The sequence below is a fragment of the Streptomyces sp. NPDC003034 genome (genome assembly GCF_053591375.1).
The window spans coordinates 1-24,294 of record NZ_JBSFTS010000040.1 but is presented as its reverse complement, the minus strand read 5'-3'; the positions used below and the strand labels follow the sequence as shown (position 1 = coordinate 24,294).

General features: G+C 72.3%; 24 protein-coding genes, 1 rRNA gene and 1 pseudogene. 11 read left to right on the top strand and 15 right to left on the bottom strand.

The window, feature by feature from the left end; translation table 11 throughout:
• Positions 1-286 precede the first annotated feature (286 nt).
• From ACWDX7_RS27035 to ACWDX7_RS27000, 8 genes are read left to right on the top strand one after another with little or no spacing between them, the layout of a single operon-like run.
• Complete coding sequence (locus ACWDX7_RS27035) at positions 287-2,161, top strand: WD40 repeat domain-containing protein (protein ID WP_451493047.1); 1,875 nt, start codon at positions 287-289, stop codon at positions 2,159-2,161.
• Positions 2,158-2,838 carry a GTP cyclohydrolase II RibA gene (gene ribA, locus ACWDX7_RS27030; RefSeq protein ID WP_451493046.1) on the top strand — a complete coding sequence of 227 codons (681 nt, stop codon included), beginning with the start codon at positions 2,158-2,160 and terminating at the stop codon, positions 2,836-2,838. The genes ACWDX7_RS27035 and ribA overlap by 4 nt, the downstream gene beginning before the upstream one ends.
• Positions 2,835-3,806 (top strand): formylglycine-generating enzyme family protein, encoded by a 972-nt coding sequence (locus ACWDX7_RS27025; RefSeq protein WP_451493045.1) that lies wholly within the window; start codon positions 2,835-2,837, stop codon positions 3,804-3,806. Before ribA ends, ACWDX7_RS27025 begins: the two co-directional genes overlap by 4 nt.
• Complete coding sequence (locus ACWDX7_RS27020; protein WP_451493044.1) at positions 3,803-4,885, top strand: pyridoxal-phosphate dependent enzyme; 1,083 nt, start codon at positions 3,803-3,805, stop codon at positions 4,883-4,885. The genes ACWDX7_RS27025 and ACWDX7_RS27020 overlap by 4 nt, the downstream gene beginning before the upstream one ends.
• Positions 4,869-5,666, top strand: a complete 798-nt coding sequence (locus tag ACWDX7_RS27015; RefSeq protein ID WP_451493043.1) for a class I SAM-dependent methyltransferase — start codon at positions 4,869-4,871, stop codon at positions 5,664-5,666. The genes ACWDX7_RS27020 and ACWDX7_RS27015 overlap by 17 nt, the downstream gene beginning before the upstream one ends.
• Before the next feature lie 28 nt (positions 5,667-5,694).
• The gene (locus ACWDX7_RS27010; protein WP_451493042.1) at positions 5,695-6,624 is read left to right on the top strand and encodes an isopenicillin N synthase family dioxygenase; all 930 of its coding nucleotides are present in this window, start codon (positions 5,695-5,697) and stop codon (positions 6,622-6,624) included.
• Entirely contained in the window at positions 6,621-7,193 is a 573-nt protein-coding gene (gene epsC, locus ACWDX7_RS27005; RefSeq protein WP_451493041.1) for a serine O-acetyltransferase EpsC, read from the top strand. Before ACWDX7_RS27010 ends, epsC begins: the two co-directional genes overlap by 4 nt.
• Positions 7,190-7,504, top strand: coding sequence for a hypothetical protein (locus tag ACWDX7_RS27000; RefSeq protein ID WP_451493040.1), 315 nt, complete (start codon positions 7,190-7,192; stop codon positions 7,502-7,504). The genes epsC and ACWDX7_RS27000 overlap by 4 nt, the downstream gene beginning before the upstream one ends.
• A 43-nt stretch (positions 7,505-7,547) precedes the next feature.
• Here the strand turns inward: ACWDX7_RS27000 and hemB are convergent, their stop codons facing one another.
• From hemB to ACWDX7_RS26970, 6 genes are all read right to left on the bottom strand, one after another.
• Complete coding sequence (gene hemB, locus ACWDX7_RS26995; protein WP_451493039.1) at positions 7,548-8,549, bottom strand: porphobilinogen synthase; 1,002 nt, start codon at positions 8,547-8,549, stop codon at positions 7,548-7,550.
• A 275-nt stretch (positions 8,550-8,824) separates the two neighbouring features.
• Positions 8,825-10,498, bottom strand: a complete 1,674-nt coding sequence (locus ACWDX7_RS26990) for a uroporphyrinogen-III synthase (RefSeq protein WP_451493038.1) — start codon at positions 10,496-10,498, stop codon at positions 8,825-8,827.
• Positions 10,495-11,463 carry a hydroxymethylbilane synthase gene (gene hemC / locus ACWDX7_RS26985; RefSeq protein ID WP_451493037.1) on the bottom strand — a complete coding sequence of 323 codons (969 nt, stop codon included), beginning with the start codon at positions 11,461-11,463 and terminating at the stop codon, positions 10,495-10,497. The genes ACWDX7_RS26990 and hemC overlap by 4 nt, the downstream gene beginning before the upstream one ends.
• On the bottom strand, positions 11,460-13,244 hold the full coding sequence (locus ACWDX7_RS26980; RefSeq protein WP_451493036.1) for a glutamyl-tRNA reductase: 1,785 nt from the start codon (positions 13,242-13,244) through the stop codon (positions 11,460-11,462). The genes hemC and ACWDX7_RS26980 overlap by 4 nt, the downstream gene beginning before the upstream one ends.
• Positions 13,241-14,047: a redox-sensing transcriptional repressor Rex gene (locus ACWDX7_RS26975; RefSeq protein ID WP_451493035.1), complete on the bottom strand. Its 807-nt coding sequence runs from the start codon at positions 14,045-14,047 to the stop codon at positions 13,241-13,243. Before ACWDX7_RS26975 ends, ACWDX7_RS26980 begins: the two co-directional genes overlap by 4 nt.
• Before the next feature lie 273 nt (positions 14,048-14,320).
• On the bottom strand, positions 14,321-14,599 hold the full coding sequence (locus ACWDX7_RS26970; protein ID WP_451493034.1) for a glutaredoxin family protein: 279 nt from the start codon (positions 14,597-14,599) through the stop codon (positions 14,321-14,323).
• A gap of 106 nt (positions 14,600-14,705) precedes the next feature.
• Here ACWDX7_RS26970 and ACWDX7_RS26965 point away from each other — a divergent pair, with 106 nt between their 5' ends.
• The 3 genes from ACWDX7_RS26965 (at position 14,706) to ACWDX7_RS26955 (ending at position 18,255) form a co-directional block, all read left to right on the top strand.
• Positions 14,706-15,653: an HAD family hydrolase gene (locus ACWDX7_RS26965; RefSeq protein ID WP_451493033.1), complete on the top strand. Its 948-nt coding sequence runs from the start codon at positions 14,706-14,708 to the stop codon at positions 15,651-15,653.
• A 362-nt stretch (positions 15,654-16,015) separates the two neighbouring features.
• On the top strand, positions 16,016-16,834 hold the full coding sequence (locus ACWDX7_RS26960) for an ECF subfamily RNA polymerase sigma factor, BldN family (protein WP_451493032.1): 819 nt from the start codon (positions 16,016-16,018) through the stop codon (positions 16,832-16,834).
• A 221-nt stretch (positions 16,835-17,055) separates the two neighbouring features.
• On the top strand, positions 17,056-18,255 hold the full coding sequence (locus ACWDX7_RS26955; RefSeq protein WP_451493031.1) for a DUF5667 domain-containing protein: 1,200 nt from the start codon (positions 17,056-17,058) through the stop codon (positions 18,253-18,255).
• Between the two features lie 160 nt (positions 18,256-18,415).
• Here ACWDX7_RS26955 and ACWDX7_RS26950 read toward each other — a convergent pair whose 3' ends face one another.
• The 9 genes and pseudogenes from ACWDX7_RS26950 to rrf form a co-directional block, all read right to left on the bottom strand.
• Entirely contained in the window at positions 18,416-19,408 is a 993-nt protein-coding gene (locus tag ACWDX7_RS26950) for a lysophospholipid acyltransferase family protein (protein ID WP_451493030.1), read from the bottom strand.
• A complete protein-coding gene (locus ACWDX7_RS26945) occupies positions 19,408-20,484 on the bottom strand; it encodes an NAD-dependent epimerase/dehydratase family protein (RefSeq protein ID WP_451493029.1) in 1,077 nt (358 codons plus the stop codon). Before ACWDX7_RS26945 ends, ACWDX7_RS26950 begins: the two co-directional genes overlap by 1 nt.
• Positions 20,485-20,585: 101 nt before the next feature.
• Positions 20,586-20,684, bottom strand: coding sequence for a 30S ribosomal protein bS22 (locus ACWDX7_RS26940; RefSeq protein ID WP_003948845.1), 99 nt, complete (start codon positions 20,682-20,684; stop codon positions 20,586-20,588).
• Positions 20,685-20,814: 130 nt separating this feature from the next.
• On the bottom strand, positions 20,815-21,024 hold the full coding sequence (locus ACWDX7_RS26935; protein ID WP_008738568.1) for a helix-turn-helix domain-containing protein: 210 nt from the start codon (positions 21,022-21,024) through the stop codon (positions 20,815-20,817).
• 114 nt (positions 21,025-21,138) lie between these two features.
• Positions 21,139-21,969, bottom strand: a complete 831-nt coding sequence (locus ACWDX7_RS26930) for a phosphatase (RefSeq protein ID WP_451493028.1) — start codon at positions 21,967-21,969, stop codon at positions 21,139-21,141.
• Between the two features lie 78 nt (positions 21,970-22,047).
• On the bottom strand, positions 22,048-23,217 hold the full coding sequence (locus ACWDX7_RS26925; RefSeq protein ID WP_451493027.1) for an acetoin utilization protein AcuC: 1,170 nt from the start codon (positions 23,215-23,217) through the stop codon (positions 22,048-22,050).
• Positions 23,168-23,362, bottom strand: a pseudogene (locus tag ACWDX7_RS26920) (MFS transporter); the annotation flags it as partial. The pseudogene ACWDX7_RS26920 and the gene ACWDX7_RS26925, both read right to left, overlap by 50 nt.
• Positions 23,363-23,446: 84 nt before the next feature.
• Positions 23,447-24,100 carry an HAD family hydrolase gene (locus ACWDX7_RS26915; protein WP_451493026.1) on the bottom strand — a complete coding sequence of 218 codons (654 nt, stop codon included), beginning with the start codon at positions 24,098-24,100 and terminating at the stop codon, positions 23,447-23,449.
• A 111-nt stretch (positions 24,101-24,211) separates the two neighbouring features.
• Positions 24,212-24,294, bottom strand: a 5S ribosomal RNA gene (gene rrf, locus ACWDX7_RS26910); the annotation flags it as partial.

Below are 24,294 nucleotides of genomic sequence, written 5' to 3'. Positions count from 1 at the left end.
CTCTTCTTCCATCGCAGCATCAAGGGCGGCCGAGCCTGGGGCAAGCATCAAAGGAAAACCTCGTCGCACTCCATCACCTCTTCCCGTGACGTTCCTCTTTCGTTCCCGTTCCGATCCTTTTTGGACACCGGCTGACCTGCACAGACAGGTCAATCAGAAGTTTTCGAATACATCACGTCCGATGACTTCCCACATTGACGAGAAGCCCGTTGTCCGCCCCGCCACCTCGACCTAATTTGCAGTTCACAGAACTGGAGAGGTAGCCGAGGAAAAGGACAGAGACAGCGTGCGCACCATCGACATTCCGAAATCCGGCACCGGACATGCGGCCCCGATCACCCACGTGGCCTTCAGTCCGGACGGCTCGCGCCTGGCCACCTGCTCCTACGACGGAACCGTCATCGTCTGGAATACGGACGACCCCCGTCGGCCCACCGAGACGGCCACCCTGCGCCACCGCCGCCTCGTCAACGCCTCGGCCTGGAATCCCGCCGATCCGACCCTCCTCGCGACGGCCTCGGCCGACAAGACGGTCGGCATCTGGCGCATCCCCCCGGCCGGCCCGGCCACGCTGGTCAGCGTCCTGGCCCGGCACACCGACGACATCAACTCCGTCGCCTGGCTGCCCGACGGCGAGCGCCTCATCTGCGTCTCGGAGGACGGCCGCGCCACCCTGTGGTCGGCCCTCGACGGCACCTTCCTCACCGAGGTCGGCTCCCACGAGGCGCACTGCATGATGGTGTCCGTCAGCGCCGAGGGCCTGGCCGCCACCGTCGGCGAGGACGGCCTCGTCGCGGTCAGCGACCCCTCGGTCCCGGCCGCCGCGGAGGGCTCCCGCGCCCCGCGCAAGCGCCACTACGAGTCCTCCATCGAGGGCTGCGCCTGGTCCCGTACCGGCGATCTCCTCGCCGTGGCCCGCGACGACGGCTCCGTCGACCTCCTCACCCGCGAACTCGACCACGTACTGACCGTCGAGGTCTCCACCTCCGCCGCCCGCGCCGTGGACTGGGCCGAGGACGACTCCGCCTTCGTCGTCGGCGCCTACGACGGCTCCCTGCACTGGTTCACCCGGACCGGCGAACGGCTGCACACCGTCGCAGACCGCCGCGTGTGGCCGCGCTCGGTCTCCGCCGCCCACGGCCTGGTCGCCGCCGGGTCCTTCCGCAACGCCCCGCACCTGTACGACATGGCGGGCGCCCGCGAGCTGTCCGGCCCCGACCGCGCCACCCACGGCCCGAACGCCCTCGCCGAGCGCGGCGAGGAGCTCCTCGTCGGCGGCGACAGCGGCACCGTCTTCGCCATCGGCGGCGCGGACGGCGAGCACCCGCGGGTCACGGCGATCGAGCTGACCGACGGGCCGATCCTGTCGCTCGCCACCGACGGCGGCACCATCTTCGCCGGGACCTACTCCGGCCAGGTCATCCGCTACGACGGCGAGCGCACGTACAGCGAGCGGCTCGGCGCGCCGATCCCCTCCCTCACCGTCGACGGCGGCCGCCTCGTCGCCGGCACCTACAACGGCGAGTTCCTCGTCCTGGACCCGCGCACGCTGCGCCTCGAAGAGCGCGTCGGGGCCCACGGCGGATCGGTGAAGTCCCTCGCACCGCTCCCGGGCGGCGGTTTCCTGTCCGCCGCCACCGACCGCACCATCGAGGCGGGCGCCCTGCGCGGACGCGCCACGCTGTGGGAGCACGGCAACCTCGTCAACGCCGTCGCCGCACTGCACGGCTCCGTCGCCGCCAGCGCCTCGCGCGACCACACCGTCAAGGTCGGCCGGCTCGCCCGCACGGCGGACGGCGGCTGGAGCGCCGGGCAGGTGCAGACGCTGCTGGGCTCCGACGAGTCGGTCAAGTGCGTAGCCCTCCTCGGCCACCCCGACCGGCCCACCGTCCTGGCCGGCTCCTACGACTTCAACCTCTACACGTGGCAGGTCGACTGGGCGGACGGGGCGGGCACCCTCGCCTCCGGCCGCGTCCTCGCCCACTTCGGCCAGGGCCTGTCCTGCATGCTCCGGCTCGCCGACGGCCGCGTCGCCGTCGCCGGCTGGGACGGCCGGATCGCCCTCGTCTCCGCGCATCCCGCCGGGGCGGCCCACATCGAGCACTTCCTCCACATCGACGACATCGCACAGGCCGCGGGCCGGAAGCAGGTGGCAGCATGACGACACGGACGAACGCACCGGGAGCCGTCCTCGCGACGGTCCGGGCCCGCGTGCCCATCACCCTGGCGCGGGTACGGGACCGCAGCGCCGACCTCATCACCTTCCACGACCTGCCCGACCCCGGCGAACACTTCGCGATCGTCGTCCCCACGGCGCCCGCGGCCCCCGCGGCCCCGCCCGCGTCCGCCGCCGCGCCGGGCGAAGCCCCCTTGGTGCGCCTGCACAGCGAGTGCCTGACCGGCGACGTCCTCGGCTCGGCCCGCTGCGACTGCGGCCCCCAGCTCGACGAGGCGCTGCGCCGCATCGCCGACCACGGCGGCGCGGTCCTCTACCTGCGCCAGGAGGGCCGCGGCATCGGCCTCTACAACAAGCTCGACACGTACGTCCTCCAGCTACAGGACCACGACACCTTCGCCGCCAACCGCATGATCGGCCGCGGCGACGACGAACGCGACTACGGCGCCGCCGCCGCGATGCTCCGCGCCCTCGGCCTCACCCGCATCCGTCTGCTCACCAACAACCCCGACAAGGTCCGCGAACTGCGCGCCCACGGCATCGAGATCACCGAGGTCATCCCCACCGGCGTGTACGTCACCTCCGAGAACGCCCGCTACCTCTCCGCCAAGGCCGAGCTCGGCGGACACAACCTGACCCTCCTTCAGGAGACCGCCGCATGAAGCTCGAAGACCTCGCCCACTCCCCGCACTTCAAGGAGTACGCCGACCTCGCCGACCCCGCCCGGCTCCACCCGGCGGCCTTGCCCGGCGCCGACCCGCGCCAGCTGGCGGTAGCCGTCGAGGACCCGGAACTGTCGCTGGCCGACCGGCTCGCCGCCGGCGCCGTCCTCGGCCTCATCGGCGACCCCCGCATCCCCTCCCCTGCCAGGGGTGCGAACCCCTGCGCACGGTTCGTCCCCGGCGGCCCGGTCCGCATCGGCCTCCCGCGGGACGAGTCCGGGTACGTGAGCGCCGCCTGGGCGCACGTGGGCGTCGAGGAGGAGTGGATCCTCAAGGAGTGCCCCGAGCACACCGTCGAACTCGCCGACTTCTGGATCGCCACCTATCCGGTGACCAACGGCGAATACCGCGCGTTCCTGGCCGACACGGGCCTGGCGGAGCGCCCCACCACCTGGTACCTCGGCGCCTACCCCTGGGACCGCTCCAACCACCCCGTGGCCGGCGTCCGCCCCGAGCACGCCGACGCCTACGCCGCATGGCTCACCACCCGCACCGGCCACCCGTGGCGGCTGCCCACCGAAGCCGAGTGGGAGCACGCCGCCAAGGGCCCCGACGGCCTGCCCTACCCCTGGCCGGGCGGCTTCGACCCGGCCGCCGCCAACACCCGCGAGTCCGGCGTGCACACGACCACCCCGGTCGGCGCCTTCCCGGCCGGCCGCTCCCCGTACGGCTGCCACGACATGGGCGGCAACGTCGAGGAGTTCACCGCCGACGACTACGTCCCCTACCCCGACGGCCCGTACGTCGCCGACCACCTGGTCGAGACGATGGGCACCTACCGCGTCGCCCGCGGCGGATCCTTCTCCCGCTTCGGCGACCTCACCCGCACCCGCCGCCGCCACGGCGCCTTCCCCGGCCCCCTCTACCCCGTGGGCTTCCGCCTGGCCAGCGGCGAGCGGCCCTCATGACGCCCCCCGCGGCGAGCGCCGCCCCGGCCCGGCCCGCCGCCCCCGGCTTCGAGGACATCAGCCGCGTCCTCGCCGACCGCGCCCCCGCGCTGTCCGACCTCACCACTCCCTTCGCACCGCTGGAGGCCGCCGCGCACCGGCTGCTGCCCCGGCTCGCCGCCCTGCGCCCCGGCATCGGCGACACCCCGCTGGTCCCGGTCCCCAGCCGGGCCGGCCGCGGCCGGGTCTGGCTGAAGACGGAGTCCGCCAACACCTCCGGCACCGTCAAGTCCCGTACCGCGTACGCGCTGCTGTGCGCGGCCGTGGTCCGGGCCGGCGCCCCCGACCCGCGCATCGTCGAGTACTCGGGCGGCAGCCTCGCCGTCGCCCTGGCCGACCTGTGCGTCCAACTGGGCCTAGATCTGCACCTGGTGGTCCCGCACGGGGTCTCCGACCGGCTGATCGCCTCGCTGCGCCGGCAGGGAGCCCAGGTCTCCCGGGCCCGCCCGGGCACCGGCTTCCTCGGCTCCATGGACGAGGCCGTGCGCGTCGCCGAACGCGAGGACCGCCACCTGCTGCTCCAGCACTGCGCGGCGGAGGCCGCGGCCATGCACCGCGAGCACACCGGCGCGGAGATCATCGGCCAGCTCTCCGGTTACGGCGTGGAGCCGGTCGCCCTGGCCGCCGCCGTCGGCACCGGCGGCAGCCTCGCCGGTACCGCGATGGCCCTGAAGGGAGCCTGGCCGCACTGCCGCTTCCTCGCCGTCTTCCCCACCGAGGCGGTCTACGGCGACGAGCGCGCCCCCGACGGAGCCCCCCGCATGAGCGGTACGGGAGGCCTCGGCCACGGCATCCGCCAGCCCCTGGTCTCCGCCTTCCCCGAGGGCTGGTTCCGCTACACCGACATCGGCTATCCGCAGGCCCTCCAGGCCATGCGCCACCTGCGCCGGGAACACGGCATCGCCGTCTCCGGCAGCGGCGCGGGCGCCTGGCTCAGTGCCTCCGCGGAAGTCGACCAAGGCCCGCCTGGGCGCAATTCCGTCGCGGTCGTCGCAGGCCGCGGAACGATCGAGGAGTGGGAGCATGCCGCAGCACACTGACACCGCGGTCCGAACCGTCACCGCGCACCGCGGCGCGGACGCCCCGGCCGCCACCGAAACCGCAGCCGGGGCGGGAGCCGGAGCCCGAGCCGCCGGAACCACGGAGCCGGGCGGGTCCGCGATGAGCGCCGAGCGCAACTACTGCGGCTACCGCGAGATCGTCCGCAACTCCTTCAAGCAGTGGTACAAGGACAACCGCGACTCCTGGTCCGGGACGACCACCAACGACCGCGTCACGCACTTCGCGATCGCCGCCGCCCCCACCGACGAGACGGCGCCCGGCGCGGGCCCCGCCCGCGTCCTGGACATCGGCTGCGGCCGGGGCCTGCAGACGGCCTCCCTCGCCGAATGGCTGGAGGCCGATGTCACCGGCCTCGACCTGCTCGACGTATGGGACACCCCGGAGGTCGAGCACGGCACGATCCGCTTCCACCAGGGCGACTTCCTGAGCTTCCGAGCCCAGGGCCTGGACCTGCTCGTCGACAACGGCTGCCTGCACCACCAGCGCCGCGAGGACTGGGCGCCCTGGGTCGAGCACGGCCGCACGATGCTGCGCCCCGGCGGCGTCTGGGTGGTGAGCGTCTTCCTCTCCCCGGACGGGGAGATCACCCCGCACCCCCTCGCGGACGGCCGCCTCAACTGGTGGCTCACCGAGGAGCTCGTGGTCGAGCTCTACGAATCCTGCGGCTTCCGCTCCACCGGCCGCCTGGAGATCGACCGCCACTTCGAGTACGAGGGCCACCGGCTCAAGTACCTGACCCTGTCCTTCGCCGCGCTCTGAGACGGGCTTCACGAGAGGAGACCAGGCCGTGCTCAAGGAGATCGCACTCGACGGCGGCGCCGACGCCGGCGACCGGCACATCCGCGCCGCCCTGCGCGACGGATTCTTCCTGGTGCGCAACACGGTGCCGGACAGCCTGCTGGACGAGGCGTACGCACAGCTCGGCACGTTCTTCGAGCTGCCCGCCGAGGTCAAGGCCGACTGCCGCATACCCGGCGCCAACGGCCAGTCCGGATACCTGCCGCCGCTGGTGGAAAAGGGTGAGAGGGGACGCGCCCCGGACTGGAAGGAGCTGTTCCACTGGGGCGCGCCGCTGCCCGCCGGCCATCCGCTGCGCGAGCGCTACCCCACCCGCTACCCGCAGCCGTACTTCCCCGACCACCTGGTCCCCGGGATGGGCAGGACCCTGGGCGAACTCCACGCCCGGACCGCCCGCTTCCAGCTCGACGTGCTGCGCCGGCTCGCCGGGGCGCTCGGCGCGGCGCCGGGCTACTTCGAGGAGATGCTCGACGACGGCCCCGTCGTCAACCGCGCCACCTGGTACCCGCCCATGGAGCAGGCACCCTCCGCCGACCACGTCTGGATGGTGGAGCACCAGGACTTCGACCTGATCACCGCGCTGCCCCGGGCCACCGCGGCCGGCCTGGAAGTACGCATGGACGGCGAGTGGACCCCGGTGGAGGTGCCCGAGGGGTACGCCGTACTCAATGTCGGCATGGTCCTGGAACGCCTCACCGGGGGCCTCGCCCGCGCCGCCTCGCACCGCGTCGTCGCCGCGCAGCACCAGCGCGGCGGCCGGCTCTCCCTCGTGCAGTTCTGCCACCCGACCCCCTGGACGGTTCTCACCCCACTGCGCTCCTGCGTCCCCGCGGACGGGCCCGAGCGCTACCCCTCCCTCACCGCCCACGACCTCTTCCAGCGCACGATGTACCGCATCAACCGGCTGGAGCGGCCGTGACCGCGAACGGGAGCCGGATCTCCCTCCTCCGCCAGATCCGCGAGGACCTGCACACGGTCGTCGCGCGCGACCCCTCCCGCCCGCGCCGGCGCGACGCGCTGCTGCACTCGCCCTGGCACGGACTGGTCCTGCACCGGGCCGCCCACCGCCTCCACACGCGCGGCCACCGGTTCGCCGCCGGACTCCTCACCCTCGCGGGCCGGCTGCTCTCGGGCATGGAGATCCACGCCGGCGCCCGCATCGGCCGGCGGTTCTTCATCGACCACGGTTTCGGCGTGGTCATCGGCGAAACCGCCCGCGTGGGCGACGACGTGACGCTGTACCACGGCGTCACCCTCGGCTCCCGCGGCTGGACCCACACCGGCGACCCCGCCGCCCGCCGCCACCCCGTCATCGGCGACGACGTCCTCATCGGCGTCGGTGCCTGCGTCCTCGGCCCCGTCACCGTCGGCAGCGGCAACCGCATCCGGGCGCACTCCCTGGTCCTGCGGGACCTGCCCGCCCCCGGCACGACGGCCCGGATCATCCCGATACGGGCCCTCGCCCACCATTCAAGGAGCACCTCATGACGCCGACCTCGCTGCGCGAGCGCACCCTCGACCTCGCCAAGGACCTCGACACCGGCGCCTGGGTCCCCACCGACCTGGAACGCAGCATCGCCCAGCGGCTGCTGACCGCCTCCACCCCCGTCGGCTGCATCACGCCGAACGCGATACGCGACGCCGTCTGGGAGGGCTCCGAGCCGCTGACCCGGATCAACGACGGCCGGCTCTCCGTCCTGCTCGCCGAGCTCACCTACAGCCTGGCCGCGACCGACCGCGACGCCGCCGGGCTCGCCTCGGCCCAGGCGCTGCTCTCCGCGGTCAACCGCCGGGGCTGACGCGGCGGTTGACGCGGCGGTTGACGCGGCGCCCGCCCGCCCGTCAGCGGGCGGCGCGCAGCCAGCCCGCGACCTCGGTGGCCCAGTAGGTGAGGATCGTGTCGGCTCCGGCCCGCTTGATGCCCAGCAGGGTCTCCAGGACGGCCCGGTCCCGCTCGATCCAGCCCTTCTCCGCCGCCGCCTCGACCATCGCGTACTCGCCGCTGATCTGGTAGGCGGCCACCGGGACGTCCACCGCCTGCGCGACCCGGTACAGGATGTCGAGGTAGGGGCCCGCCGGCTTGACCATCACCATGTCGGCGCCCTCCTCCAGGTCCAGCGCCAGCTCCCGCAGGGACTCCCGCGCGTTGGCCGGGTCCTGCTGGTACGTCTTGCGGTCGCCCTGGAGGGAGGAGGCGACGGCCTCCCGGAAGGGTCCGTAGAACGCCGAGGAGTACTTGGCCGTGTACGCGAGGATGGAGACGTCCTCGTGCCCGGTCCCGTCCAGCGCGTCGCGGACGACGCCGACCTGGCCGTCCATCATCCCGCTGGGGCCCACCACGTGGACCCCGGCGTCGGCCTGGACCTGCGCCATCTCGGCGTACCGCTCCAGCGTCGCGTCGTTGTCGACCCGGCCGTGCTCGTCGAGGACCCCGCAGTGCCCGTGGTCGGTGTACTCGTCCAGGCAGAGGTCCGACATGATCACCAGGTCGTCCCCGACCTCGGCCCTCACGTCGCGGATCGCGACCTGGAGGATGCCGTCCGGCTCGGTGCCCGCCGTCCCCAGCGCGTCCTTGTTCTCGTCCGCCGGCACCCCGAAGAGCATGATCCCCGAGACGCCCGCCTCGACCGCCTCCACTGCGGCCTTGCGCAGGGTGTCCCGGGTGTGCTGGACGACCCCCGGCATCGCCGAGATCGCCAGGGGCTCGCTGATGCCCTCCCGTACGAACGCCGGGAGGATCAGGTCCGAGGGGTGCAGCCGGTTCTCCGCGACCATCCGCCGCATCGCCGGGGTGGTGCGCAGCCGCCGGGGCCGCGAGCCGGGGAAGGATCCGTACGTGCTCATCTTGTAGTCGCCTCTTCGAGCATCGAGAACAGTCGGAACAAGCGTAGGTCCCGAAAGTTCCGCATCCGGGCCCACCCCACCCAGGCCGACAGGCCGCCCCCAGCCCCGCCACATCCCCAGCCCCGGTCGGCGTTCGAGGCGCGGGGTCCGGGGCGGAGCCCTGGAGACGGCGGGTCAGGCGCCCGACCCGGCGCGTCCCCGACCCGCGCGGTCGTACGAGGGCGGGGCCCGGCGCGCTCGCGCCGGGCCCCGCCCTCGTACTGCTCGGCCCACCGCTAGGTGGTACGGCGCCTGCGCGCGCCCGGCCGCCGCTCGCTCGGCCGGTAGACGGCCTCGCCGGCCTCCTTCGCCGCGTCGCGGCGCGCCGCACCGTACTCGGCCAGCGCCTCGGCGAGCTTCGACACCGACGGCTCGGGCGACAGCACGTCCACCCGCAGCCCGTGCTCCTCCGCGGTCTTGGCCGTCGCCGGCCCGATGCACGCGATGACGGTCACGTTGTGCGGCTTGCCCGCGATCCCGACCAGGTTGCGGACGGTGCTGGACGAGGTGAACAGCACGGCGTCGAAGCCACCGCCCTTGATCGCCTCCCGCGTGTCCGCCGGCGGCGGCGACGCCCGCACCGTCCGGTAGGCGGTGACGTCGTCGACCTCCCACCCCAGCTCGATCAGCCCCGCGACCAGCGTCTCGGTGGCGATGTCCGCCCGGGGCAGGAAGACGCGGTCGATCGGGTCGAAGACCGGGTCGTACGGCGGCCAGTCCTCCAGCAGCCCGGCCGCGGACTGCTCCCCGCTCGGCACCAGGTCCGGCTTGACGCCGAACTCCACCAGCGCGGCGGCAGTCTGCTCACCCACGGCGGCGACCTTGATCCCCGCGAAGGCGCGCGCGTCGAGCCCGTACTCCTCGAACTTCTCCCGCACGGCCTTCACCGCGTTCACCGAGGTGAAGGCGATCCACTCGTACCGCCCGGTGACCAGGCCCTTCACCGCCCGCTCCATCTGCTGCGGGGTGCGCGGCGGCTCCACGGCGATGGTCGGCACCTCGTGCGGCACCGCGCCGTAGGAACGCAGCTGGTCGGAGAGCGAGGCCGCCTGCTCCTTGGTCCGCGGCACGAGGACCCGCCAGCCGAACAGCGGCTTCGACTCGAACCAGGCCAGCTCCTCGCGCCGCGCGGCGGCGCTGTGCTCACCGACCACGGCTATGACCGGCCGGGCGCCCTCGGGCGACGGGAGCACCTTGCCCTGCTTGAACACCTGGGCGATCGTGCCCAGGGTCGCGGACCAGGTCCGCTGCCGCGTGGTCGTACCGGCGATCGTCACGGTCAGCGGGGTATCGGGCTTGCGCCCGGCGCTCACCAGCTCGGCGGCGGCGCTCGACACGGTCTCCAGCGTCGCGGAGACGACGAGTATCCCGTCGCTGGCCCCCACCTCGCTCCAGCACCGCGCCGAGGCGTTCTTCGCGTCCACGAAACGCACGCCGTTGTCGTCGCCCCGCTTGTCCCGAAGCGGCACACCGGCGTACGCGGGCACCCCCACGGCGGTGGGGATGCCGGGCACGACCTCGAAGGGAATCCCCTCGGTGGCGCAGACGAGCATCTCCTCGGCCGTGTTCCCGTCGAGCCCGGGGTCGCCGGTGACGGCACGGACGACCCGCCTGCCCGACCGCGCGGCCTCCATGACAAGATTGGCCGCGTCCCGGATCGCCGGGATCCCGGCGGCTGCTGACACTTCGTCAGCTACCGTCAGCTGCGGCGTGTCGACACCCGCACGCGCATGCGTCCGTACGACGTCGAGCACCTCGGGCTCCGCGATCAGCACGTCCGCGGCGGCGAGCGCCTCGACGGCGCGCAGCGTCAGCAGACCCGGGTCGCCGGGGCCGGCACCGAGGAAGGTGACGTGTCCGTGGGCGGCGACGGCCGGATAGGCGGAGGTGGTCGGACTTGTGGGGTTCAAAGCGCTCGCTCCCCCATCAGACCGGCCGCGCCCTTGGCCAGCATCTCGTCCGCGAGTTCGCGGCCGAGCGCCATGGCCTCGTCATACGACTGGGGCACGGGACCGGTGGTGGACAGCTGCACCAGCGTCGAGCCGTCGAGCGTGCCGACGACGCCGCGCAGGCGCATTTCATTGACAGTCTGCCCGTCGGCCAGCAGGTCGGCGAACGCACCGACGGGTGCGCTGCAGCCGGCCTCCAGGGCGGCGAGCAGGGAACGCTCGGCGGTCACGGCGGCCCGGGTGAAGGGGTCGTCGAGCTCGCCGAGCGCGGCGATGAGGTCCGCGTCGGACGCGAGGCACTCCACGGCCAGGGCACCCTGGCCCGGAGCCGGCAGGACGCTGTCGACCGACAGCAGCTCGGTCGCTTCATCACTGCGCCCGATCCGGTTCAGTCCGGCGGCCGCCAGCACGACGGCATCGAGCTCGCCGCCCCGCACGTAACCGATCCGGGTGTCGACGTTGCCGCGGATCGGCACCGTCTCGATCCGCTTGCCCATCGACTGGGCCAGGTGGTTGAGCTGCGCCGTACGCCGCGGCGAGCCGGTACCGACCCGGGCCCCGTCGGGCAGCCGCTCGAAGGTCAGCCCGTCCCGCGCGACGAGCGCGTCCCGCGCGTCCTCACGCCGCGGCATGGCCGCGATCACGAGGTCGTCGGGCTGCGCGGTCGGCAGGTCCTTCAGCGAGTGCACGGCGAAGTCGATCTCGCCCCGCAGCAGCGCCTCGCGCAGGGCGGTGACGAACACGCCCGTCCCGCCGATCTGGGCGAGGTGCTCGCGCGACACGTCCCCGAAGGTCGTGATCTCCACGAGCTCCACGGCCCGGCCGGTGATCGCCCGTACGGCGTCGGCGACGTGCCCCGACTGGGACATGGCCAGCTTGCTGCGCCGCGTGCCGAGCCGGAGGGGCTGGTCGAGACGTGGATTCATGATGCCCGTCCTGAGTCGTCGTTCATATCGGCCTGATCAGCCGTCGCATCCGCCCGGCTGACGGAAGCCACCGTCTGCGGGTCGAGATCGAAGAGTTCGCGCAGCGCCTCCGCGTACCCGGCGCCGCCGGGCTCGCTCGCGAGCTGCTTGACACGCACGGTCGGCGCGTGGAGGAGCTTGTCGACGACGCGGCGCACGGTCTGGGTGACCTCGGCCCGCTGCCGCTCGTCGAGATCGGGTACCCGCCCGTCGAGCCGCGCCACTTCCATCGCCACGACCTCGGCGGCCATGGCCCGCAGGGCGACGACGGTGGGCGTGATGTGCGCGGCGCGCTGCGCCGCACCGAAGGCGGCGACCTCCCCGGCGACTATCGTCCGCACGGCGTCGACGTCGGCCGCCATCGGCGCGTCGGCCGACGCCTCCGCGAGCGACTCGATGTCCACCAGCCGCACGCCGGGGATCCGGTGCACGGCGGCGTCGATGTCCCTGGGCATGGCCAGGTCCAGCAGCGCCAGCCGTACGGCCACCCCGTCGGCCTGGCTCCGGACCGTCCTGCGGGGCTGCCGCTGTGCGGCGGCCTCACCCTGGTCGGCCCAGGTGCCGTGCAGTTCGAGGGAGTTGGCGTCGACGCCGGTCAGCGCCGCCCGCCCGTCGGGCCCGACGGGACACCCGTCGGCCTCCACGGGCGCGGTCATGGTCCGCGCGGCCCCACCATCGGCGAGCCGCCCGTGCGTCAGCGCGGCGGCGGCCAACCGCGCCACGACATCCCCGGCCACGGAGCCGTCCAGCCCCGCCGACGCTTGAGGCGCGGGGTCCGGGGCGGAGCCCCGGTCTTGCAGCCCCGCCGGCGTCTGAGGCGCAGGGGTCCGGGGGCGGAGCACCTGGGCGGCGCGGGGCGCGGCCCCGGCCCCCTCCCGCTCCGCCGGCGCGAGCCCGTCCGCGGAGCCCCAGGACACGGCGCCGCGCACGTCATCGGCGCTCAGCACGAGCCCGGTGGCCCCCGTACAGGACACCACCACATCGACCCGCGTCAGCTCATCCGCGACCGCCGCCATGGGGATCGCCGCCGCCGCGACCCCGGTGCCCGAGGCAACCAGAATCTCGGCCAAGCGCTCCGCCCGCTCGGCGGTCCGGTTCGCCACCACGATCTCGGCGACGCCGACCCGCGCCAGCGTCGCCGCCGCCAGCGAGGACATCGACCCGGCCCCGATCACCAGCGCCCGCTTCCCGGCGGCCCACTTCTCCACCGGCACGCGCACCGCGAGCTGCTCCAGCCCGAAGGTCACCAGCGACTGCCCCGCCCGGTCGATCCCGGTCTCGGAGTGCGCCCGCTTCCCGACCCGCAGGGCTTGCTGGAACAGGTCGTTGATCAGCCGGCCGGCGGTGTGCTGTTCCTGCCCGAGCGCCAGCGCGTCCTTGATCTGGCCGAGGATCTGCCCCTCGCCGACGACCATGGAGTCCAGCCCGCACGCCACCGAGAACAGGTGGTGCACCGCCCGGTCCTCGTAGTGCACGTAGAGATAAGGGGTGAGCTCCTCCAGCGCGACACCGCTGTGCTGCGCCAGCAGCGTGGAGAGCTCGGCGACCCCGGCGTGGAACTTGTCCACGTCCGCGTACAGCTCGATGCGGTTGCACGTGGCGAGCACCGCCGCCTCCGCCGCCGGCTCGGCGGCGAGGGTGTCGTGCAGCAGCTTCTGCTTGGTTTCGGCGGACAGCGAAGCGCGCTCCAGCACGCTGACGGGTGCGCTGCGGTGACTCAGCCCTACGACGAGCAGGCTCATGCCGGCATCACCGCCGGCACATCCCCTTCGGGTCCGCCCTTGCGCGCCACGGCGGCGGCCCGGCCGGCCGGCGGCACCACGGCCGCGGCGGGGGCGGCGCCGCCCATGGAGGGGCCCGCGGCGGCAGCGGCGGCGGCTTCCTCGCCGGCCTTGCGCTGCTCGTGGAAGGCCAGGATCTGGAGCTCGATCGAGAGGTCGACCTTGCGTACGTCCACACCGTCCGGCACGGACAGCACCGTCGGCGCGAAGTTCAGGATGGAGGTGACACCGGCGGCGATCAGCCGCTCGCTGACCTGCTGCGCCGCACCGGCCGGAGTCGCGATGACGCCGATCGAGACCCCGTTCTCCTCGATGATCCGCTCCAGGTCATCGGTGTGCTGCACGGGCATCCCGGCCACCGGCTTGCCGGCCATGGCGGGGTCGGCGTCGATTAGCGCGGCCACGCGGAATCCGCGGGAGGCGAAGCCGCCGTAGTTGGCGAGCGCCGCGCCGAGGTTGCCGATGCCGACGATGACGACCGGCCAGTCCTGGGTCAGTCCGAGCTCGCGGGAGATCTGGTAGACGAGGTACTCCACGTCGTAGCCGACGCCGCGGGTGCCGTAGGAACCCAGGTACGAGAAGTCCTTGCGCAGCTTCGCGGAGTTGACTCCGGCGGCGGCGGCGAGCTCTTCGGAGGACACCGTGGGCACCGATCGCTCGGAGAGCGCGGTGAGGGCACGCAAGTACAGCGGAAGCCGGGCGACAGTGGCCTCGGGAATACCTCGGCTGCGGGTCGCCGGTCGGTGAGTTCGGCCAGTTGCCACGATGCTCCTGCGGGATGAGCGGGGCTGCAGGCGGCCTCTTGTCCCAGGACCGCCCCGTCGACAGCAGGCTATGCCTTTGTGAACGCGTGCACAAAGATAGTGTCCGTTTTGTCCGTGCAAAGTGACCGGGGTCACGCGTATGCGACACGCCGAGCTGGAGCCGGCGCCGCGCCGAACCCGTTCAAATCCCAAGGGGCGCAAAACGGCACACAGTCCTCACGGATACGCCCCCGAGCCCCCACAAATCACCCGTGATGGTAGCCGGGAAGCGGCTCAGCCCTCCAGCGCCCGCCGCAGCCGCTCCGGGTTCACCCGCCAGAAGGTGTGCTGCTCGCCGTCGACCAGCACCACCGGAATCTGCTCCCAGTGCCGCCGGTAGAGCTCCTCGTCCTGCGAGATGTCCTTCTTCTCCCAGCGCGCGCCCGTCTCGGCGCACACCTTCTCGATCACTTCCTGGGCGTCGTCGCACAGATGGCACCCGGGCTTCCCGATCAGCGTCACCATCCGCTCCTCGGGACGCTTCTTCTCCTTGCGGCGCAACAAAGGGCTCATGCCCCCATTCTCCCGCTCCCGGGCGTCACGGCGGCGCCCCGAAGAGTTCACGCCTCCGCATCCCGCCGGTTCGGGAACACCCGAACACAGTGGCTATGCTCACCGCATGGCCGCTCTGGGATGGCTCACAAGCCGTAGACGCTCCGCCACCGCGCGGAGCGTACTGGCAGGCGAGGCCTCGGCCGAGGCCGCCCGCAAGACCGCCCTGGCCGGAGCCCCACCTCTCACCCGGGCCCGGACCGAAGCCCCCCTGGCTCCCGCGCCGGAGTTCCCGGTCGCCGGGGACGATCTCGCCGCCGCCTTCTTCGACCTCGACAACACCGTCATGCAGGGCGCCGCGATCTTCCACTTCGGCCGCGGCCTCTACAAGCGGGAGTTCTTCCGCCGCCGCGAGCTCGCCCGCTTCGCCTGGCAGCAGGCCTGGTTCCGGCTGGCCGGGGTCGAGGATCCCGAGCACATGCAGGACGCCCGCGACAGCGCGCTGTCCATCGTCAAGGGCCACAAGGTCTGCGAGCTGATGGCCATCGGCGAGGAGATCTACGACGAGTACATGGCCGAGCGGATCTGGCCGGGCACCCGCGCCCTGGCCCAGGCCCACCTGGACGCCGGCCAGAAGGTGTGGCTCGTCACCGCGGCGCCCGTGGAGACGGCCACGATCATCGCCCGCAGGCTCGGCCTGACCGGGGCCCTGGGTACGGTCGCCGAATCCGTGGACGGCGTCTACACCGGCCGCCTCGTCGGCGAACCCCTGCACGGCCCCGCCAAGGCCGAAGCGGTCCGCGCCCTGGCCGCGGCCGAGGGCCTCGATCTCGAACGCTGCGCGGCGTACAGCGATTCGCACAACGACATCCCGATGCTGTCGCTGGTCGGACATCCGTACGCGATCAATCCCGACACAAAACTGCGCAAGCACGCTCGGACCCATGACTGGCGGCTGCGCGACTATCGGACCGGCCGCAAGGCCGTGAAGGTCGGCGTCCCGGCGGCCGCCGGCGTCGGCGCGATCGCGGGCGGCGCGGCCGCCGCCCTGGCCCTGCACCGCCGCCGCAAGTAGCGACGCCAGGCCCCCCGCCGCTCCGGCCCCCGCCCCACCGCCCAGCGGGGCCGGGGCCACAGGCATCCCCCATCTCTACCCGTGCTCGCCGCACGGCACTCCGGCATGCCCCGGTCGGTCGCGAGCCACCCTGGAAGCTGCCATTCCGCGTACCCAAGTGATCAAGAATCGATCACCAACCGCGACTGAATATGCCCTCGACACGCAACAGAAGTGTCGGAACCGGTGATTTGAGCAACTGGGTGTAGCGCTGCCTGTACGAAGCGTTATTCTCCTCAAACGCATGCCGCCGCTCATCTGTCGCCACGACGGGTGAACGGTTCCGCACTGCACGTGATGGAAGCTCTGCCTCTGGGAGTCCCGTGTACCCACCTGTCGGGGTTGACGCCTCGGGCCTGGCTACGCTGCGCGCAACGGTCATCGACCGCCTGCGCGGCTTCGTCCCCACCGCGTACGCCGTCCCTGCCTTCGCCGCCGCGGTCCCTGCCGGCCTCGGTCCGGCCGGTCCTTGCTATGCCCTGACCGACGGTGGAGCGACCGTGGGCAGACGCGGTCGCACGGGCGGAGCCTCAAGCGGGGCGGCCGGCGCGAGCACGCAGGCCGCCCCCCTGCGCCGCCCCACCGCGGACAGCGACCAGGCCCGCATGATGGACCTGGTCGAACGCGCCCAGGCCGGCGAGGCCGACGCCTTCGGCCGGCTCTACGACCAGTACAGCGACACCGTCTACCGGTACATCTACTACCGCGTCGGCGGCAAGGCGACCGCGGAGGACCTCACCAGCGAGACCTTCCTGCGCGCGCTGCGCCGCATCTCCACCTTCACCTGGCAGGGCCGCGACTTCGGCGCCTGGCTCGTGACGATCGCCCGCAACCTGGTGGCGGACCACTTCAAGTCCAGCCGCTTCCGGCTGGAGGTCACCACCGGCGAGATGCTCGACGCCAACGAGGTCGAGCGCAGTCCCGAGGACTCCGTCCTTGAGTCCCTCTCCAACGCGGCCCTGCTGGAAGCCGTGCGGAAACTCAATCCGCAGCAGCAGGAGTGCGTGACCCTGCGGTTCTTGCAGGGACTGTCCGTCGCCGAGACGGCCCGGGTGATGGGGAAGAACGAGGGCGCCATCAAGACGCTCCAGTACCGGGCCGTCCGGACGCTGGCCCGGCTCCTTCCGGACGACGCCCGCTGACCGCACTTCCCCCTCACAACCGGTGAGCCCACCAGCACGCTGTGGTCCGATCATCCTTCGTCCGTAACCCAAGTGCCGCGACGCTCGTTGTGCGGAATGCAGGCTCCCTGTGGACAAGCTTTACCCGAAGCCGCCCACCCGAAAGGGTGAATGTGCTCAAGGAAGGCAACCTTCCGGCCACCCTGGGGAGTCGATCGTCATGACGAGAGGAGGTGCCGCCAGTGATCGCGAACGTGACTCCGCACCGGCGGGCGAACGCCTTCGCCCAGGCCCTGGAGGATCGGACCCCGTCCGATCTCCCAGAACCGGACCCGGCGGCCGAGCAGTCCGAGGCACCTGCCGAACCTGCCGACCACGACCGGCTGTTGGCCTTGGCGAGTGCGCTCGGTGAAGTGCCGCGCCCAGTACTGGACGCAGACGTCAAAGTGGTGCAGCGAGCGCAGCTCGTCGCCGCCATGGAAGCCATGGTGCTGGAGGAGAGGGCCGGGGGCGTGCCCGCCGACCCTCAGGTGCCCGAGCAGCGGACCGTCCGCGGCGCCCACCGGGCGGCCACGCTCCGGAAGCTGCGGCCCCGCTCCCGCTGGTCCAAGGGCATCGCGGCAGGTGGCCTCACGGTGGGCGTGGCCGCGGGGGCCTTCAGCGGGGTGGCCGCTGCCAGCTCCGACGCCCTGCCCGGTGACCACCTCTACCCCGTCAAACGGGGCATGGAGGACCTGAAGCTGGGGATGGCGGACGAGGACGGGGACCGGGGCGAGCTCTATCTCGACCAGGCCTCGAACCGTCTGTCGGAAGCCCGCCGGCTGATGGAACGGGGCCGGACCGGCGTGTTGGACCACGAGTCCCTGGGCGAGATCCGCCGCGCGCTGGCGGGCGTGAAACACGACGCGGAGAAGGGCCACCGCCTCCTCCAGGCAGCCTACGAACGGGACGGCTCGCTCGGCCCGATCCAGAAGCTGTCGTCGTTCTCCCGCTCCCACCGTGACGCGTGGGGCAAGCTGCGGGAGAGGCTTCCGGCGCAGCTCACGGACGTGGGCGGTGAGGTGGAGTCGGTCTTCCAGGCCATAGACGATGACGTGGCGCCGCTCCAGAGCCTGCTGCCCAAGGCGCCGGAACGGAGCCGCGGGCCCGGTTCACCCGGTTCCCCGGCCAAGCCCGGCACCCCCGGCGGCACACGGCAGTCGCCCCCCGCCTCCGGCACGCCCTCGGGCAGTCCCACGGCGCCCCCCTCGGGCAGCGTGCGGCCTTCGACCCCCGGCGGGCTCCTGGACGGTACGGACGACCTGCTCGACCCGCCCACGGGCCGGCCGGCTCCCGCCACCCCGGCGCCCCCGGACATCCCCGAGCCGGACATCACCCTCCCGCCCCTCCTCCCGGGCCTCCTCCCGGGCCTGGGCATCAACTCCGAGGACGCCGGACAGTAGCCCGCCGAGCTGCAACGAGCCGGGCAGTAACGCGCTGAAACGCCGGCGAGGCTGTATCTGCCTCGCCGGCGTTTCAGCTGCCCGGTCCCGGACGGACCACCGCCGGCGCCGGGCCACGGGCGGGGGCTCCGGTCATGGGGCTGCGGTCATGGGGCTCCGGTCAGAAGAAGACGGACCGCCGCTGCACCAGCAGCCGGTACAGCGTGTGCTGGATCTGCTCCCGCACCTGATCCGTCAGGTTGAACATCAGCATCGGGTCCTCCGCCGCTTCCGGCGCGTACCCGTCCGTTGGGATCGGCTCCCCGAACTGGATCGTCCACTTCGTCGGCAACGGCACCGCCCCCAGCGGTCCCAGCCAGGGAAACGTGGGCGTGATGGGGAAGTACGGAATCCCCAGCAGCCGCGCCAGCGTCTTCGCGTTGCCCACCATGGGATAGATCTCCTCCGCCCCCACGATCGAGCAGGGCACGATCGGCGTCCCCGCCCTCAGCGCCGTGGACACGAACCCGCCCCGCCCGAAGCGCTGGAGCTTGTACCGCTCACCGAACGGCTTCCCTATTCCCTTGAAGCCCTCCGGCATCACACCGACCAGCTCCCCGGCCTCCAGCAGCCGCTGCGCGTCCTCGGCACACGCCAGCGTGTGGCCGGCCTTGCGCGCCAGTTCGTTCACCACGGGCAGCATGAACACCAGGTCGGCCGCCAGCAGCCGCAGGTGGCGCCGCGCCGGATGGTGGTCGTGGACGGCGACCTGGAGCATCAGCCCGTCCAGGGGCAGCGTCCCCGAGTGGTTGGCCACGATCAGCGCGCCGCCCTGCGCCGGGATGTTCTCCATGCCCTTGACCTCGACCCGGAAGTACTTGTCGTACAGCGGCCGCAGCAAGGACATCAGGACCTGGTCCGTCAGCTCCTTGTCGTAGCCGAAGTCGTCGACCTCGTACTCCCCGGTGATCCGCCGCCGCAGGAACGCCAGCCCGCCGGCGATCCGCTGGTCCCAACTCTCCCCGCCCGCCTCCTCGGCGGGCGGCGCGGGCTCCTGCTCCGCCACCGGCTCCACCGCCGCGGGCCCGGCCGGCGGAGCCATCCGCACCCGCCGCCCCACGGGCCGCCGGCGCGGCCGCTCCTCGTCGAACGGAATGACTTTGGCGTCCGCCACTATCGCTTCGCTCCTTCAGCCACATCGCCCCCGACATCCACGCCCTCAACATTCAGCAGGGCGGCCACCCGTTCCACCGCCCGCCCCATCCGCTCCGGCGGCAGCAGCCCGCTCCCCCGGCTCCGCGCGAAGTCGGCGAAGGTCTCCGCCGTCGTGTACACCGGCTCAAAGCCGAGCACCTCCCGCATCTGCGAGGTGTCCACGACCCGGCCGTGCGTCAGAAGCCTTATCTGCTCCGGCGAGAAGTCGGTGACCCCGACCGCGCGCAGCGCCGAGCCGGCCCACGTCACCGCGGGCAGCAGCAGCGGAAGCGTCGGCCGCCCCAGCCGCCGCGAGCACTGCGACAGCAACAGCACGCCGTCACCCGCGATGTTGAAGGTCCCGCTGTTCAGCGTCCCCCGCTTGGGCTCCCCCGCCGCCAGCCGCAGCACGTCGAGCACATCGTCCTCGTGTACGAACTGCAAGCGCGGGTCGTAGCCCAGCACGGTCGGCATCACCGGGATGGAGAAGTACTCGGCGAGCGCGGAGTCCGCGAAGGGGCCCAGGATGTTCGCGAACCGCAGCACGCACACCGCGACATCGGGCCGCCTGCGCGCGAAGCCCCGTACATATCCCTCGACCTCGGCCGCGTCCTTGGCGAAGCCGCCCGCCGGCAGCGACTTGGGCTGCGTGGTCTCGGTGAAGACGGCCGGATCCCGCGAGGTGCCCCCGTACACGCTGGTACTGGACTTCACCACGAGCCGTCGTACCGTCGGGGACTTCTGGCAGGCTCCCAGGAGCTGCATCGTCCCGATGACGTTCGTTTCCTTGACGGCGCTGTGCGCGCCGCCCGTCCCCGCGCTGCCCCCGGTGACCGCCAAGTGGACCACCGTGTCCACGGCGTGCTCGGCGAGCACGCGGGCGATCGCCGACTGCCTGATGTCCGTACGGACGAATTCGGCCGATCCCAGCCGGTGCGGCGGCACCGTCGCGTCCACCGCGATGACCCGCTCCACGTCCGGATCTCGCTGGATCCGGCGCACGAAGCGCCCTCCCAGCTGCCGGGCAGCCCCGGTGACGAGTACGACCTTGCCCACGAGCTCAGCGCCTCCCTAGTGAGGAACAACCGTCTCCGGCTGCACCGCAGCCCCCCCACCATGATGGTGGAGGGGCTGCGGAGAACACGTACAGCTGCCGTTTACTTCTTGTTACGGCGCTGGACGCGGGTGCGCTTGAGCAGCTTGCGGTGCTTCTTCTTGGCCATCCGCTTGCGCCGCTTCTTGATAACAGAGCCCACGACTACCCTCGCTCACTTCTCTTTACTGGTGCGGGGCGTCTGGGCCCACACGACCTACGTCGGCCTAGCCTACCCGCCCGAGCTCCGAGCTTGTAATCCGGGCCCTTCGAAGGCGTCGCGAACGCCAGTCTCAGGCCGACTCCACCCCCACATAAGACTCTCGGAGGTACTCGTGAACCGCGTTCTCGGGGACCCGGAAGGACCGGCCCACCCGGATTGCGGGCAGATGACCGTTGTGCACCAGCCGGTACACGGTCATCTTCGACACTCGCATCACCGAGGCAACCTCCGCCACGGTCAGGAACTGAACCTCGCTGAGAGGCCTCTCGCCAGCAGCCATGACACACCTTGACCTTCCGCGCATGACGGGCACCGGCTTCCCCTCCGGTTACTCCTCGTCGTCGCACGCTCACTCCCCAGAGTAGGGGCGCGTGATACGAGTGGGGAAGAGGAGCTACCGCCACTCCTGCCGGTCCGGCAGACTCGCCCGATCGAGTACATAGCGAGCGAGGGGCCGGTAGTAGTCCGGACGGACCCCGTCATCAAGCGGAACCGCCACCGAGACCCGTCCCTCGGCCTCCCCCACGAACAGCGCCGGATCATCCGTATCCGCCAGCCCGATCGCTTCCACACCGAGCTGACCTGCGCCGCAGACCCACCCGTGGTCCCCCACCACCAGCTCCGGCAGTGGCCCTCCCGCATCCGCCAGCGCCCCCAGCGCGATACGAACCGGCAGCGGCGAATGGGTGTGTGCGCCGGTCGCACTCCCCGGCCCCCGCACGCCGGGCTCCCGCACCAGCGCGACCCCCCGTACGTAATCGATGCCGTACGTGCGTACGCCGAACCGGGTCGCCATGTCGACAGCGACCCCCTGCGCCGGGGTGAGGACAACACATCCCGCCGCCGACATCGCGTGCGCCAAACCGGCGTAGAAGCCCAGGAGGCGGTGCGGATGACCGGTCCCGAACAGCACCGGCGACCGGGCTTCGACCGCTTCCCGCAGCCGCCCGGCGAAGCTCTCCAGAGCCGCCAGCGTCCGCTCCGGGTCGATCACGTCCGGCCCGGTGACGTGCGCCGGATCCGCCGACACCCCGCACTTGTCCGCCATCAGCCGCAGTACGTCGCCCGCGCCCCAGCCCCACTCGGGATCCAGCCCCAGCAGCACCCGGGGGTCCCGGGCCGCGAACAGCCGGTAACTGCGCAGGCTCTCCTCCCGGGAAGTGGCGACGGTCCCGGCCAACCGGGCGGCCAGCAGATGCGCACGCAAAGCGCCGGTGCTCAACACCCTCCGATGCTGCCTCACCGGAACTGGCCGCTCATCAATTCACCGGAACCTCCCCACAGTTGGCGTAACGCCCGCGGGTCAAGTGAGCATCCCGCGCAGCGGGAAGACGGCCCGCCGGGTCGCCAGTACGGCCTGATCCGTCCGGTCCGCCGGATCGTAGCCCTCGTCCCACCCCCGCCAACGGGGCTTACGGCCGTCCGTCATCCGGGCCGGCGCCGACTGCCGGGTGCGGGCATGGACCTCCTCCCGCCAGGCGGCCGGGACCGCCGACTCCGGGTCCACGGGCCGGTGCGCGGCGATCCCCACCAGGTGCGTCCACGACCGCGGTACGACGTCCACCACCGCGTACCCACCGCCGCCCAGCGCCAGCCACCGTCCGCCGGCATGCTCGTGCGCCAGCGCGTGGCAGGCCTCCGCGACCGCCCGCTGGGCGTCCAGGGACACCGCCAGGTGCGCGAGCGGATCCTCGAAGTGCGTATCGGCCCCGTGCTGCGTCACCAGGACCTGCGGCCGGAAGTCCGCCAGCAGCTCCGGCACGGTCGCGTGGAAGGCCCGCAGCCATCCCTCGTCGCCGGTGCCGGCGGGCAGCGCCACATTGACCGCGGATCCCTCGGCCGCCGCCCCGCCCGTCTCCTCGGGCCAGCCCGTCTGCGGGAACAGCGTCCTCGGATGCTCGTGGACCGAGATCGTCAGCACCCGGGGGTCGTCCCAGAAGGCCGCCTGTACGCCGTCCCCGTGATGGACGTCGACATCCACATAGGCCACCCGCTCGGCCCCCAGCTCCAGCAGCCGCGCGATGGCGAGGGCGGCGTCGTTGTACACGCAGAAACCGGCGGCGCCGCCCGGCATGGCGTGGTGCAGCCCGCCGGCGAAGTTCACGGCGTGCGCGGCCTCCCCGCGCCACACCGCCTCCGCGCCCGCCACCGACTGCCCGGCGATCAGCGCGGCCGCCTCGTGCATCCCGGGAAAGGCCGGATCGTCCATCGTCCCGAGCCCGTACGACCCGTCCGCCGCACCGGGGTCCGCCGACACCTCCCGCACCTTGGCGACGTAGTCCTCCCGGTGCACGAGCCGCAGCGTCGAATCCCCCGCCGCACGGGCCGCCCGTACCTCCACGGCCCGGTCCAGCCCGAAGGCGCGCACCAGGCCCATCGTCAGCGCCAGGCGCACCGGATCCATCGGATGGCCCGGCCCGAAGTCATACCCCGTGACCGCCTCGTCCCACAGCAACAGCGCGCGCCCGCTCATGCCCGACACCGTATCCGGCCTGCTCCGAGCCGAACGAACGGGCGTACAGGAGTGTCACCAGGACCGGAGCCATCGGCGCGAGCATCGCACCCCGGTAGCTCCGGGCCTCCCCGGTCCCGCCGACGAGCGGCGACCCGAGGAGGAAGAGAAGAGGAGGAAGAGAAGAGGAGAGCGATCACCGAATCGGAGGCCCGATCGCTACGGGAGTACGGGTCCGCCGGGCGGCCCGTCAGACGGCCAGTCCGAGGAGCCCGTACAGCTCCTTCATCTCGCCGAAGCACGTGGAGGCATCGGCGAGGGTCCCGGCCGGGGTCATGGCGGTGAACCCCAGGACGTCCATCCCCGCGGCCCGCGCGGCCTGGACTCCGAGCGGGCTGTCCTCCACGACCACGCACCGGGCGGGGTCCGCGCCCATCCGGCGGGCGGCGTGCAGGAACAGGTCCGGGGCCGGCTTCCCGCGGCCCACGTCCTCGGAGCTGAAGATCCACTCCTCCTCGAACCACTCGTCCAGCCCGGCACTGCGATGCCCGACCCGGATCCGCTCGTGGGTGCCGGACGACGCGAGACAGTACGGCACGCCTTGCGCGGACAGCTCCGCCAGCACCTCGGTCACCCCGTGCACGGGCCTGAGCTCGCGCTCGAACGCGGCGAAGGTCCTCGCGTGCAGCGTCTGGTCGAAGTCGGCCGGCAACCGCTCCCCGGTCCGCTGCAGGACGAGGTCGTGCACGCGGTGTACGGCGCCCCCCATGAAATCGCGCAGCGATTCCTCGTAGGAGGTCGTGTGCCCCAGCTCGGTCAGGTACCCGGCGAGGATGGTGTTGGCCACCGGCTCACTGTCCACCAGCACGCCGTCGTTGTCGAAGATGACGAGGTCATATCCCATCCCACCACCCTACGAGCGATCAGCGCGGGCCCAGGGCAAGCCGCCGCCGAAAGAGGTCTAGAACGCAGGAAAGCCCCGCACCATAAGGTGCGGGGCTTCCCCACAATAAAAGTTCGGCGGCGTCCTACTCTCCCACAGGGTCCCCCCTGCAGTACCATCGGCGCTGAAAGGCTTAGCTTCCGGGTTCGGAATGT